General features: G+C 71.0%; 9 protein-coding genes. 5 read left to right on the top strand and 4 right to left on the bottom strand.

Annotated elements, in window-relative coordinates; translation table 11 throughout:
* Window positions 1–360: 360 nt before the first annotated feature.
* A complete protein-coding gene (locus tag ABT369_RS25580; RefSeq protein WP_350615534.1) occupies window positions 361–1,791 on the bottom strand; it encodes a fibronectin type III domain-containing protein in 1,431 nt (476 codons plus the stop codon).
* Between the two features lie 198 nt (window positions 1,792–1,989).
* Here ABT369_RS25580 and ABT369_RS25575 point away from each other — a divergent pair, with 198 nt between their 5' ends.
* Window positions 1,990–2,709 carry a nicotinamide mononucleotide transporter family protein gene (locus ABT369_RS25575; RefSeq protein ID WP_350615532.1) on the top strand — a complete coding sequence of 240 codons (720 nt, stop codon included), beginning with the start codon at window positions 1,990–1,992 and terminating at the stop codon, window positions 2,707–2,709.
* A 267-nt stretch (window positions 2,710–2,976) separates the two neighbouring features.
* Here ABT369_RS25575 and ABT369_RS25570 read toward each other — a convergent pair whose 3' ends face one another.
* Window positions 2,977–4,464 carry a cellulase family glycosylhydrolase gene (locus ABT369_RS25570; protein WP_350615530.1) on the bottom strand — a complete coding sequence of 496 codons (1,488 nt, stop codon included), beginning with the start codon at window positions 4,462–4,464 and terminating at the stop codon, window positions 2,977–2,979.
* A 465-nt stretch (window positions 4,465–4,929) separates the two neighbouring features.
* Between ABT369_RS25570 and ABT369_RS25565 the strand changes: the two genes are divergently transcribed.
* A complete protein-coding gene (locus tag ABT369_RS25565) occupies window positions 4,930–5,391 on the top strand; it encodes a hypothetical protein (RefSeq protein ID WP_350615529.1) in 462 nt (153 codons plus the stop codon).
* Window positions 5,392–5,652: 261 nt separating this feature from the next.
* Window positions 5,653–6,684 carry an alpha/beta hydrolase gene (locus tag ABT369_RS25560; RefSeq protein WP_350615527.1) on the top strand — a complete coding sequence of 344 codons (1,032 nt, stop codon included), beginning with the start codon at window positions 5,653–5,655 and terminating at the stop codon, window positions 6,682–6,684.
* A 4-nt stretch (window positions 6,685–6,688) separates the two neighbouring features.
* Here the strand turns inward: ABT369_RS25560 and ABT369_RS25555 are convergent, their stop codons facing one another.
* Window positions 6,689–10,051, bottom strand: coding sequence for a 3-keto-alpha-glucoside-1,2-lyase-like domain-containing protein (locus ABT369_RS25555; RefSeq protein WP_350615525.1), 3,363 nt, complete (start codon window positions 10,049–10,051; stop codon window positions 6,689–6,691).
* 190 nt (window positions 10,052–10,241) lie between these two features.
* Window positions 10,242–10,697, bottom strand: a complete 456-nt coding sequence (locus tag ABT369_RS25550; RefSeq protein ID WP_350615523.1) for a hypothetical protein — start codon at window positions 10,695–10,697, stop codon at window positions 10,242–10,244.
* A gap of 81 nt (window positions 10,698–10,778) precedes the next feature.
* On the opposite strand from ABT369_RS25550, the gene ABT369_RS25545 reads away from it, so the two are divergent.
* Window positions 10,779–11,354 (top strand): hypothetical protein, encoded by a 576-nt coding sequence (locus ABT369_RS25545; RefSeq protein WP_350615521.1) that lies wholly within the window; start codon window positions 10,779–10,781, stop codon window positions 11,352–11,354.
* Window positions 11,351–13,426, top strand: coding sequence for a flotillin family protein (locus ABT369_RS25540; RefSeq protein ID WP_350615519.1), 2,076 nt, complete (start codon window positions 11,351–11,353; stop codon window positions 13,424–13,426). The genes ABT369_RS25545 and ABT369_RS25540 overlap by 4 nt, the downstream gene beginning before the upstream one ends.
* Window positions 13,427–13,429: the final 3 nt, after the last annotated feature.

Here is a 13,429-nt window from a genome sequence, read left to right as displayed (position 1 = left end):
TGCCCGAAATCGGCGCAAGGCGGCCAGCCCGGCCGGTGGCCCTGGACCGACCGAACCGGGCGGGCCACCGGCGGGTCCGGTCCCGCCCGGGCATCGAGGCGGTAGAACATGCACGCGGGCCGCCGTGCCGGGTCAGGGGGCTGACCGGACTCCGCTTATCCCGCGTTCCATCCCGTTCCATCGGCCGTTCGTCAACCGCCGCAGCCGCCGACCGCGCCACCCCGAGCAGCCCGTGACCGTCTCGGCACGCGCGGCCTCGGTGATATCCGTGCCCTCAACGGAAATGGTGCCGCGCCCGATCGGCCCGTCCCAGCCAAGCTTGATCACGGCAGCACCCGCCGCCACAAACGCCGCACCCAGTCAGCCCGACCCCGCCAAGCCCGACCACGGCAGCACCCGCCGCCGCCACAAACGCCGCACACGGTACGGCCGGCACGACGGCTCCGCCGCTCCGGCCGCCACCAGCCCCGTCCCGACCAGCACCGCGAACAGCCCGGCCCACCCGAGCACCGCCACATCCGGCCCGGTCACCGCCAGGAACGCCGCGCCGGGCACGGCGGGCAGAATGACGCTGCCCGGCGACACGCCACCGGTGTTTCGAGCAGATACGAGCACCGCATACTGCACGCCGTTGTCCAGCCGCGGAACGGCGGCCGTCAGCCGGTCCCCGTCAGGCTCCGTCGCCAGCGGTTGCCAGGTCTGGGCGCCGTCGAGGCTGACCTGATAGCCGATGACCGGATCGGCGCCCGGGTCCAGCGGTGCGCGAAACGACAGTTCGAGTGAGCGATCGCGCGGCGTGATACGCAGATCGCGCGGGGCGCTCGGTGTGGCGGGACCGATCCGGGCGACGCCGTCGGGGCCGCCGACGAAGACCGCGCCCGTCAGGCTCGCGACCGCCGACCTTCCGCGGACGCCCTCACCACGCACGCCCTCACCACGCACGCCCTCACCACGCACGCCCTCACCACGCACGCCCTCACCACGCACGCCCTCACCACGCACGCCCTCACCACGCAGGGTGAGCGTGCCGTCCGGCGCGACGATCGCGACCCCGTTGTCCGTCGCGAGTACCAGGTTGTCGCGATCGTCCACGCTCAAGTGCTCGATCGCGTCCAGTCGCGACTCCCGTGCCGGGCCGGGTGTTGGGTGGCCGCAGCCCGACCCCGCGTACGCGGAGCGCACACCGTCCGCCGCGATGCGCTCGATGCTGCAGCCGGGACCGGAGACGTACAGGTTTCCGAGCGAGTCGACAGCGACAGTGCGCGAATCTGTCGTCTCGGCGGCGACGGACAGCGTGCCGGATGGGGAAACGCGCAACACGGCGCCGTCGTCGGCGATGAACAGGTTGCCCTCGCGGTCCATGGCTAGGCCGGCCGGGGCGCCCAGCGGAGACGCGAGCGCCGGGCCGGGCACCGGAGCGCCGGCCACACCGTTGCCGGCCACAGTGCGCGTTCGACCATCAGGCGTGATCATCGCGACACGGTGACGGGCGTCGCTGACGTACACCGTGCCATCGCCCCCGACCGCGACGCCCTCGGGCTCGTCGAGTCCTGCCTCCGGGCCGGCGGCCACGACCGTCACGGCGCCGTCGGGTGCGATGCGCACCACTCGATCGCCGCTCGGATCGGCTGCGACCAGGCCGCCTTGAGCGTCTGCGGTCAGTTGCGCGAGGCCGGCGGTACCGGCGAAACGGGTGATCGTGTCTGGGCGTCCGGCGGCGAAAACCGGCGTGGCGAGCGGCGTGGCGAGAGCGGGCAGGACGAGCGCGGCGGCGAGGCGCGGAGACCACACGCTGCATTAAACGCACAAATAGGGCAAAAGTTACCGGCACGCGTGGCTCCCGAACTCCGCGTCGGGGGCTGTGCAAGCCGGAGATCGCCGGCGTCGCGGTTGCCGGCCCGGTTGACGCAGGTGATGAGGGCCACGGCGGCGAGGGCGATTGGCCACGGGGGTCGACGACCAAAACGCAGCAGTTGTACCGTGCGGCTCGTGCACTGGTTCGCCGACTTGATCGACCGCTTCTACGACGCCCACTGGCAGGTCACCGCCGGGCAGTCGATCAGCTACCGCGAGATCGTGGGCAACGCGTTCGGGCTCGCGTCGGCGCTCTTCGGGCTGCGCCGCAGCGTGTGGGCCTGGCCCGTGGGGATCGTGGGCAACCTGCTGCTGTTCACCGTCTTCGTCGGGCAGGCGGCCGGCTCGGAGGAGGCGACCACGCCCCTGTACGGCCAGGCGTCGCGCCAGGTGTTCTTCGTGCTCACCAGCGTGTACGGCTGGTGGCGCTGGAAACACAATCGCTCATCCGGCGGTGGCCCCGCCGTGCATCCGCGATGGGCCTCGCGCGGCGAACGGCTCGCGCTCCTGGCCGGGTCGGCGGTCGCCGTGGTCGCGTGCTTCTACGTGTTCCGGGCCGTCGGCGCGGGTTTCCCCGTGCCATGGTGGTACTACCTCGCCGACTCCTGGATCTTCGTCGGCTCGATCGCCGCAACGTACGCGATGGCGCGCGGATTCGTCGACTTCTGGCTGTGCTGGATCGCGGTCGATCTGGTGGGCGTCCCGGAACTGCTGCACTTCCGCTACTACCCGTCGGCCGCGCTCTACGCCGTCTACGCGGGATTCGTGCTGTGGGGCTTCGCCGTCTGGCTGCGCATCTCGCGCCGCGAGCGGCCCCAGCGCCGGTCGGCGGCACCGACGCTGGAGCCCGCCTGAGCGCCCCGGCAGCCGGTTCGGGTCGGCCGCTCATTCGCTCACGCGATGGTGCTCGTTCCTGTCCGGCCAGGGCTCGCTCGCCTGGTTGTCCATTCGCTCATGCGATGGTGTCCGAACAGTCGCGCCAGGCGGAGTTGTGCGCTCCGCCCGGCGCGAGTGGACCTTCGCTCAATCGGTCGTGCTCAGGTTCGTTCGGTTCAGCCCGCCGGGAAGGCTCAGCTCGGCGGAAGGGCCAGCCAGCCTTGAAGGCTCAGCTCGGCGGAAGGCTCAGCTCGTCGGGAAGTTGTCGGCGGTGCGGATGCGGTTGCGCAGGTACGTGCCGGACTCGCTCAGCGAGTTCGCGTTCGTGTACGAGCCCGCCGCGCACGTGCCGGACTTGAACGCCGCGCTGCTCTCGTTCGCGTCCGAGTACGTCCAGTTCGCGTAGCTGATCTTGTTCTGGTCGAGCAGGTCCAGCCAGGTGCCGGTGCTCGCGAGATCGACCGTGCCGCCGCCGGTGTAGGTGACGCTGCCGAACTCGGTCACGAACAGCGGCAGCGAGCGGGCGGCCCGGGCCACGACCGCGCGGTAGTCGTCCTTGTGCGAGGCCGCGTAGAAGTGGAACGTGTACATGATGTTCGTCGCGTTCACCGGGTTGTTCACGATCTCGGACTCGTTCGAGCCCTCGGAGACGCCCAGCGACGACCAGCCGCGGGTGCCGACGATGACGACCGCGTCCGGGTCGGCCGCGCGGATGATCGGGATGACCGTCTCGGCGTAGCTCTTGATGCCCTGCCAGCTCACGCCGTTGGGCTCGTTGGCGATCTCGTAGATGACGTTCTTCTTGTTCGCGTTGCGCTGGGCGACGGAGGCGAAGAAGGTCTTGGCCCGGTCGAGGTTGTAGTTCGGGTCACCGGGGGTCAGCGTGTGGAAGTCGATGATCGCGTACATGCCGCGCGCTTCGGCCATGTCCACGTAGTTGTTCACCTGCGCGGTGAAGCCCGACGGGTTCGTCTCGTAGCCCTGCTCCTGCACGTACATGGCGATGCGCAGCAGGTCGGCCTTCCAGTCGTTGGCGAGCGCGTCCAGCGAGGCGTTGTTGAGGCACGACGCGAACCACTGGATGCCGTGCGTGCTCATGCCGCGCAGCTGGATGGCCTTGTTGTACTGGTTGCACAGATTCACGCCGCACACGTGCAGCTGCCCGTTGATGGCCAGCGGCGTGGTCCCCTGCGGCGGAGGCGGCGTGGAGCTGGTGCTCGGGCTCGGGCTGGCGCTGCGGCTCGGGCTGGGGCTCACGCTCTTGGACGGGCTCGGCGAGGCGGTCGTCGGCGACGGGGTCCCGACCGAGCCGGTGCAGGCGACACCGTTGAGCGTGAACGAGGCCGGGTTCGGGTTGGCGCTCGTCCACGTCCCGTTGAACCCGATGCTCGTCGAGCCGCCGGTGCCGAGGTTGCCGTTGTAGTCCAGGCTCTTGGCGGTGACGGCGGTACCACTCTGCGTGTACGCCGCCGACCAGCCCTGGCCGACCTTCTGCCCGGCGTCGCCGAACGTCCAGCCGAGGGTCCACGCGCTGATCGGGTCGCCGAGGTTGGTGATCGCGATGTTCGCGGTGAAGCCACCGGGCCACTGGTTGGTGGTGTAGGTGACGCGGCAGCCCGACGCGGCGGACGCGTTGACCATCGGCGCCAGGATCAGGCCGCCGGCCACGAGGGCCCCGACGGCGCCGGCCACCCCGAGGGTGCGGCCGCGCGGCAGACGTTTGAGCAGGCTCATGTCGATGTTCCTCCGGGTACGGGTCGAGCCGGGCGGCTGGCTCGCCCGGGATCGGGATCGTCACGCACCGCCGCTGAGCCGCTCAAATGCAGCGCGGCGGAATGTCCCGGGACAAGGGCTCTGACCTGCGAGTTAATCGAGCACAAAGACTGAAATATTCACCTCGAAGCGCTTCGACATTTCGCGGTAAAGCCGGGCATTGCGACGCGCCGCCAGGAAGGGCAGAAGACGGCGGAGGACGGGCCGGAAGACGGGCGGAAGACGGGCGGAAGACGGGCGGAAGACGGGCGGAAGACGGGCGGAAGACGGGCGGAAGGCAGCCCGGCAGGAATGAACACAAGACCGGCCGGGAAGATGGGCCGGGGAAGGGACGCGAGCGCTGGAGCCGGGGATCGACGGGGATCCCGGAATGCGGTGGCCGAACGGCGGTGCAATGCCGGGTGCGCGCGTGCGCACAATGGCGCCGTGCCCGATCTCGAACTCGCCGTGCTGCGTGACGCCATCCGCCACCGCGGGACGATCGACGTGAGCGGTGCGGCCGCGGTCGTCGAGGAGTACCTCGCCGGCGTCCTGCGCGACGCGGGCGCGGCCGGGAACGACGCCGCGCTGCGCTGGGCCCGCGATCGGCTGCGGCTGTTCATGGTCGTGAGCTGGGGAAACTGGTTCGGGGTGCTGGAGCGGCTGCCGCAGGAGTATCCGACGCTGCGGGCCGAGTGGCGGGACCTGCTCGCCGAGCCGTCCCGCTACGGGCCGGAGCACCTGATGGCCTGGTGGTGGCACCTGCGGCCGGCGATGTTCGAGCCGCTGGTCGCGAACCAGCTGCGCGAGATGAGCGTCCCACTGCGCGACGGCGTGGCGAACATCCTGCGCGACGGCGGCGCCTTCGACGGCCGGCTCGTCGACTGGGCGGCCTTCGGCGCGGCGTGACGGACCGGCCGCCGCGGCAAGCGCCGGGCATGCTCTGCCACGGACGAGGCCGGAGAGCCGCCACGCCACACCCCGCACGAGACCGGGGAGCCGCGGCGCCACAGACCGGACGAGACCGGGAAGCCGCCGCGCCACAGACCGGACGAGGCCGGGGAGCCGCCGCGCCGCAGACCGGCCGACGTAGGGTGAAGGCGCCCGGCACCGCGCGGGTCGCGCCGCCCCCGGGCGCCGTCGGGATCTGCGAAGGCACTGGAGGTACGAATGCTGCCCTGGAAATCCGAGCCGGCCGGGCGCTTCGAGGAGCTCGTCGTCGACAGCGCCGTCCTGCGCGGCAACCCGCTCGGCGATCCGCACGAGCGGCCCCTGCTCGTGTACCTGCCGCCCGGCTACGACGAGGACCAGTCGCGGCGCTACCCCGCGGTCTACGTGGGCCAGGGGTACACCGGGCATCTCGGCATGTGGTGGAACCGTCCCGCATTCCGGCAGCCGTACCCGGAGCTGATGGACGCGATGTTCGCCCGCGGTGAGGCGCCGCCGGCGATCGTGGTGTTCTTCGACGCCTGGACGGCGCTCGGGGGCAGCCAGTTCCTCGACTCCCCGGCGACCGGGCGCTACCACACGTACCTCTGCGAGGAGGTCGTGCCCTTTGTGGACGGTCGCTTCCGGACCCTCGCGAGCCGCGACCACCGCGGCATCAGCGGCAAGTCCAGCGGCGGCTACGGCGCGATGGTGACCGCGATGCTGCGCCCCGACGTGTTCGGCGCCCTCGCGACCCACGCCGGCGACGCGCTGTTCGAGGTGAGCAACCAGCTCGCCTTCCCGCGGCTGGCACGGCAGCTGCGCGACCAGTACGGCGGCTCCTACGACGCGTTCCTGCGGGAGTTCCGCGGCCGCAGCATCCCGCGCGACGGCGACATCGAGCTGCTGGAGCTCTACGCGTACGCCGCGGCGTACTCGGCCGACGAGGACGGCACGGTCCGCATGCCGTTCGACGCCAACGGCGCCGTGATCCCGGACGTGTGGCAGCGGTGGCTCGACCGCGACCCCGTGGTGATGGCCGGGAAGCCCGAGTACGCCGAGGCGCTGCGCTCGATGCGCGGCATCTGGATCGACGCCGGTCGGCGCGACGAGTACTTCCTCGACCTCGGCGCGTCCGCGTTCCTGGACAAGGTGCTCGCGGCCGGCGTCCAACAGCCACGGGTGTACTTCGAGCTGTTCGACGCCGGCCACGGCGGTATCGAGTACCGCTACCCGCTCGCGCTGGCCTGGCTCAGCGAGCGCCTGTCCCCTTGAACCCTTACACGGGTTCGATCCAGATGTTGCGGTAACGCACGTTCGCGCCCGGATCGCCATGGTCCTGCAGCCGGATCGGCAGCGCCGCCGGGCTCTCGGCCGCGCCCGCGCCGGTCGGCCCGTCGACGGCCACGTTGTTGTGCACCGTGACGCCGTTCCACACGAGGGTGACCCGCGCGTTCTCGGTCTTCGTGGTGCCGTTCCAGCGGGCCGCGCGGAACGTCATTTCGTACGTCTGCCAGGTCTCCGGCGCCGTTGCCGGATTGCTGTCGGGCGCCCGCTTGAGGTAGATCGAGCCGCACTCGTTGTTCGCCAGCGGGGTCTTGCCGTAGGTGTCGAGCACCTGGACCTCGTAGCGGTCCTGCAGGTAGATGCCGGAGTTCGCGCGGGCCTGGCCGGTGACGTCGGCCGGGAGGTTCGGCAGCCAGAACTCGACGTGGAGCTTGAAGTCGCCGTACGCCTGCTTCGTGCGGATGTCCCCGCCCAGCACCTCCGCCGAGCCGCCCGAGACGGGCCAGGTCGGGGCGGTGCCGTCGGCGTTGGCGAACGCGTTCAGGCTGCCGCCGTCGAACAAGGTCACCCGGGAGGCTCCATTGTGGACCCAGCTCTGCTGCGGTACCCCGGCCGCGTCCCAGATCTGTAGCTGGGTGCCGTCGGCCGAGGCGCCCCCGGCCGCGTCGAGCACCTTGCCGGACTGCGGGTTGCGCAGGGTGCCGTTCGCCCCGGCCTGCCACACCTGGGCGGCCGAGCCGTTGCAGTCGTACAGCTGCACCTTCGTGCCGTTGGTGGTGCCGCCGTTGTCGACGTCCAGGCACTTGCCCAGCGCGCGGAGCGTGTCGCCGGTGCGGGTCCAGCTCTGCGCGGTGGTGCCGTTGCAGGTCCACAGCTGGATCTTCGTGCCGTTGGCGGTGCCGGCGTTGCTGACGTCGACGCACTTGCCGCCGATGCCGGTGATGGTGCCGGTGTGGTCCGCCGCTCCCCCGCCGCCGGCCGGCGCGACGGTGATGTTGTCGAGGTTGACGTGGCCGATGTCGCCGCTGTCCACGCGGTAGGAGATCGCGTTGCCGCCCGCGCGCAGCTGGAGCGTCTCGGTGGCCGTCGCCCAGGTGTCCCAGTTGCCCGTGTCCGCGAGGGACAGCTGTTTCACCTTGGCGCCGTTGAGGTACAGGCTGACGGTCTTCGTCCCCGCGGAGGGGTTGGGACCGTTGCTGAACCGCAGCGCCACGCTGTAGGAGCCGGCGCTGGGGGCGGCGACGCTGAACGTGGCCGCGGCGCCGGCGTTGCCGAACCCGGCCACGAAGCCGGTGCCGGTGTATCCACTGTGGTCGGTCGCGACGCCCGCGCTGCCGCTCAGGCCCGAGTACTCGGCCTCCTGCTGGCCGGTCGGCGGGAGCGTGCCGTCGGCGAGGGCGTTGAGGGTGTACCAGGCCTCGGTGCTCCACAGCGACTGGCCTGTGGTCGAGGTGAACGGCCGCGGCGAGCGCACGTAGACGACCCGGCCCGGCTTGAGGCCCGCGACCTGGACGTTGACCTTCAGCCGGTCGGCCGAGAGCGTGGCCGAGGTGACCTGCAGCGACTCCTCGTCGACCTTCGGGCCGCCGTAGGCCGGCGTGGGGACGTACCGCCACTGCTTGAACGTGTAGCGCGAGGCCAGCTGGGCCGCCGTCTCGGTCGACACCGGCTGGGTGTACTCCAGCTCGAAGCCGCCGGGCTTGACGCGCATCGCCTTGAAGTCGAAGACGTTCGCGCCGTTCGCGGTGATCTTCTGCAGGCCGTAGGTGAGCTTGCCCTCCTGGCCCCAGTTGCCCCCGGCGCCGAGGCCGCCCGCGTAGATCGCGCCGTCGGGGCCCTCGCTGATGCGCAGCACGCCCATCTCGAGCCCCTGCGTCATGCGGAACACCGCACCCTGGTACTCGCCGTTCACCTGCTCCAGGGAGGCGCGCTGGATGCCGCCGTACGTCACGTCGCCGAACGCCAGCTGCCCGGCGTACGGTCCATTGCGGAGCACCAACGGGGTGCTCGGCGAGTTGGCGATCTCGTTCTGCGGCAGCCACAGCACGGGCTGGGTGACCGGCTGGCCGTCGAACGGGCCGTCGGGGTTGGTGTAGTGGCCGAAGAAGCGGTCCTGCTTAATCTGCACCAGCTTCGACGCGGGCAGCCAGCCGCCCTGGTTGTCGGTCACGAACAGCTCCCCGGCCGGCCCCCAGCCGATGCCGTCGGGGGTGCGCAGGCCGCCGGCGACGTACTGCACGGCGCCGGTCGAGCGGTTGATCTTCAGGCTGGTGCCCCGGTTCGGCGAGCCCTGCGGCTCGGTGGTCGCGCCGCCCTGGTTGATGGAGACGGACAGGTTCAGGTAGAAGTACCCGTCCTGGTACAGCAGCCCGAACCCGAACTCATGGAAGTTCCCGTCGAACGGCCAGGTCGCGACCGTGCGGTAGCGGTCGATCTGCCCGTCGCCGTTGGTGTCAGTGAGCTCGGTCAGCTCGTGCTTCTGCGACACATAGATGATGCCGTCGACGATCTTGAGCCCCATGGGCTCCTTCAGCCCGGAGGCGATCCGGGTGTACTGCACCTGCGACGGCGAGGTCGCGCCCGTCACGTTGCGCAGGATGTAGACCTCGCCCGTGGTGTTGAGGCTGCCGCCCCAGGTGGCGATGGCCAGGCGCCCGTCGGGGAACCAGTCCATCGCGCTCACCTGCGGGTTGAAGCCGCTCGGGCGCAGGTTCGTCAGGGTGTACCCCGGGTGCACCGACGTCAGCGGCAGCCCGTCGCCGGGCGAGTCCGCGGAGCCCTCGCACTCCTTGCGCCCGGGGGCGGTGACGCGCACGACCCCGGCATCGGTGCTCAGCACCGAGTTCGGCACGAGCGCGTAGGCGCTCGAGCCCGGCGGCCGCCACTCGAGGGTCAACTGCTGACCGCCGGTGCGCTCGAAGAAGTCGATGCGCAGCGCGTGGTAGCCGGCCGTGAGGGCGACGCTGCCCTCGACCGCGGTCGCGCCGTGCAGCCCGTCGTTGCTGATGACGTTCGCGCCGTCGATGGCCAGGCGGGAGCCGTCGTCGCTGGTGAGCCGGAACGCGTAGGTGCCGGCGCCGGTGATGTTGACGTTGCCGATGACCTGGGCCTGGAAGTAGTCCTCGAGCCCGCCGAAGTCGGCGGCGGTGGTCCAGTTGACGGTCGGCATGAGCTTGTCGACGTTGGGGGTCTGCCCGGACTTGAGCACGCAGATGGAGCTCTGCGGGGTCTGCAGGTCGAAGACGCGCAGGGTGACACCGGGCTCTTGCGGTGGCACCGCGGCCGCGGAGGGGATCGCCGGCAGCAGGCCGACGCCCGCGAGCAGCACGGCGAAGAGGGTCGTCCATCGCTTCACGGAACGCTCCAAGGGGTAGGAGCCGGTCACGGACTCCCGCGCGCGCTCGCCGAAGACGGGCACGGGTCATCGAGGCGTTCATCGGCACTGGCGGAACCGACGACCGTCGATATGCCACGACACGCTAGGGGACTTCCGTCGAGATGTCGATAACTTTCGCTGCGTGCGTGAAAAGTTCGACCGTTTCGCGCTATTTGTCCCGTGGGGGCAGCGTGAGATCGGGGTGCTCGGCGCGGAACCGCGCCCGCCCCTCGCCCGTGGTGGCGGTCCTGGAGACGTCCACGGATGTCGTCCCGTGCCGGGCCAGTTCCGCCAGCAGCGCGTCGGTGACCGGCGTGCCGTGCAGGCTCAGGCGCTCCGCGACGACGGGACCGTCCAGCAGCCGCCGGACCTCGGCGTCGGTGCCGTGCTCCAGCCGCAGCGCCAGGCTCCCCAGTGCGCCCGGAAGCGCGGGCGAGCCGAGCAGCGTCGCGTCCGTGAGATCGAGCGAGCGCAGGGCCGGCGGGTGAACGCCACGGCGCGGGCCGGCCTCGGCCAGCCGGGCGGCGAGTACCGATCCGTAGTCCAGGTCCGGGTCGTGGACGTGCACCACGCCGACGCGGTCCAGGCCGAGGCGGCCCAGGGGCACCTGGTCGGCGGCCTTCATGCCCGTACGCTATCGCGAACATGGTCTTGACGCGGCCTGTCACCATTCGGACACGCGAGTGACGGGAGACGAGAGGGGCAGATGGAGTTTTTCGGCGCAATTCTCGGATTCCCGACCGTCCTGTTCACCGTCCTGCTCGTCCTCGTCATCGCGTACTGGCTCGTCGTGCTCCTCGGCGGCGCCGACACCGACCTGATCGACGTGGGGCACGGGCTGCTCGGGGCGCCGGTCGCGGTCGGGCTCTCGGTGCTCGTGCCGGTCGCCTGGCTCGTCAGCCTGGCCGGCGCGTCCGTCACCGGCGGCGCCCTGCCCCGGGTGGCCGTGCTGCTCGTCGCCCTGGCGGCCGGGTGGCTGGCGGCCCGGCTGGCCGCGATCCCGCTGCGGCGGCTCACCCCGGCGACGGGCGGCGGCTCCCGCACCGCGTTCGTCGGGCGGTCGTGCGTGATCCGCACCGGCACCGTGACCGAGTCGTTCGGCCAGGCCGAGGTCACCGCCGACGACGGCTCCAGCGCGATCGTCCAGGTTCGCCAGACGGGCGCCGACACCTTCACCGCCGGCAGCGTCGCGGTGATCTACGAATACGACCGGGACGGCGAGTTCTTCTGGGTCGTCCCCGCTCCAACTGGACCCACCCCCGGACACAGGGAGCTTTCATGACCGTTCTTACCACCGGCTTCCTCGTCGTGCTCGGCGTGATCGTGCTCGCCGCGATCGGCGTGCTCGTCGCCATCAGCCGGCTGTTCCGCAAGATCGAGCAGGGCAAGGCGCTGATCATCTCCAAGGTCAGCAAGGTCGACGTCACCTTCACCGGCGCGGTCGTGCTGCCGGTATTGCACAAGGCCGAGGTCATGGACATCTCGGTGAAGACGATCGAGATCGAGCGGACCGGCCGGGAGGGGCTGATCTGCCGCGACAACATCCGGGCCGACATCCGGATCTCGTTCTTCGTGCGGGTCAACAAGACCGTCGAGGACGTCATCAAGGTCGCCCAGGCGATCGGCACCGTCCGCGCCAGCGACCAGGAGACCCTGCAGGAGCTGTTCAACGCCAAGTTCTCCGAGGCGCTCAAGACCGTCGGCAAGCAGCTGGACTTCGTCGACCTCTACACCAAGCGCGACGAGTTCCGCGACCAGATCGTCCGGGTCATCGGCACCGACCTCAACGGCTACAGCCTCGAGGACGCGGCCATCGACTTCCTCGAGCAGACGCCGCTGTCGAGCCTCGACGGCTCCAACATCCTCGACGCGCAGGGCATCCGGAAGATCACCGAGCTGACCGCGATCGAGCACGTGCGCACGAACGAGTACCGGCGCACCGAGGAGAAGGAGATCAAGCGCCAGGACGTCGACGCGCGCGAGGCCATCCTCGAGCTCGAGCGCCGGCAGGCCGAGGCGGAGATCAAGCAGCGGCGCGAGGTCGACACCCTGCGGGCCCGCGAGGACGCCGAGACCGCCCGGGTCCGGGCCGAGGAGCGGCTCAAGTCGCAGACCGCGGAGATCCGCACCGACGAGCAGGTCGGCATCCAGCACGAGAACAAGTCGCGCGAGATCGCGGTGGCCGAGAAGAACCGCGAGCGGGTCATCGCCATCGAGTCCGAGCGCATCGAGAAGGACCGCATGCTCGAGGTCATCGCCCGGCAGCGGGAGACCGAGCTCAGCACGATCGCCAAGGACAAGGAGGTCGAGGCCGAGAAGCGGGCCATCGCCGAGGTCGTCCGGGAGCGCATCGCGGTCGAGCGGACCGTCGCCGAGCAGGAGGAGCAGATCAAGCGGCTCCGCGTGGTCGAGGAGGCCGAGCGCACCCGCCAGGCGGTCATCATCGCGGCCGAGGCCGAGGCGCAGGAGAACCTGGTCAAGGGGATCAAGGCGGCCGAGGCGGCGGAGCAGGCGGCGAAGTTCCGGGCCCGCGAGGAGCTGGTGCTGGCCGAGGCCCGGCAGCAGACCTCCGAGCTGGAGGCCCGCGCGAAGATCCGCCTGGCCGAGGGCGTGCAGGCCGAGGCGGCCGCGGCCGGCCTGGCCGACGTGCTGGTCCGCGAGCGCAACGCCGAGGCGATCGAGAAGGTCGGCCGGGCCGAGGCCGTGGTCGAGCGGGAGAAGGCGGTCGCCCACGCCGAGACGATCGAGAAGGCCGGCCTGGCCGAGGCCTCGGTCGAGCGGCAGAAGGCGATCACCCTCGCCGACGCGCTGCGCGACAAGCTCAAGGGCGAGGCCGAGGGGCTCACCGAGAAGGCCGCCGCGCTCGCCGCGATGGACTCCGCGACCCGCGGGCACGAGGAGTACCGCCTGCGCCTGGAGATGGAGAAGGAGGTCCGCCTGGCCGGCATCGACGTGCACCGGCAGGTGGCCGAGCAGCAGGCGCTCGTGCTGGCCGCGGGCCTGGAGAAGGCGAACATCGACATCGTCGGCGGCGACAGCGTCTTCTTCGACAAGCTGCTCGGCTCGATCACGCTGGGCAAGAGCATCGACGGGCTCGTGCAGCACTCCGACGTCGTGCAGGGCGTCGGTGCGGCCTACCTCAACGGCAACGGCGACCTGGTCGGCGACCTCGGGCGGGTGCTCGGCTCGATGAGCACCGCGGACGTGTCCAACCTGACGCTGTCGGCGTTCCTGGCCCAGCAGATCCAGCGCGGCGGGGCCGACGGCGACAAGCTGCGCGACCTGCTCGACACGGCCCACCGGCTCGGCATCGCCGACAAGCCGGTCGCGGCCCTGGCGGCGGCCCAGCGGTGACCG

The organism is Dactylosporangium sp. NPDC000244 (genome assembly GCF_040300725.1).
Classification (GTDB): domain Bacteria; phylum Actinomycetota; class Actinomycetes; order Mycobacteriales; family Micromonosporaceae; genus Dactylosporangium.
Note: the sequence above shows the minus strand (reverse complement) of the source record. Positions and strands in the feature narration are given on the sequence as shown.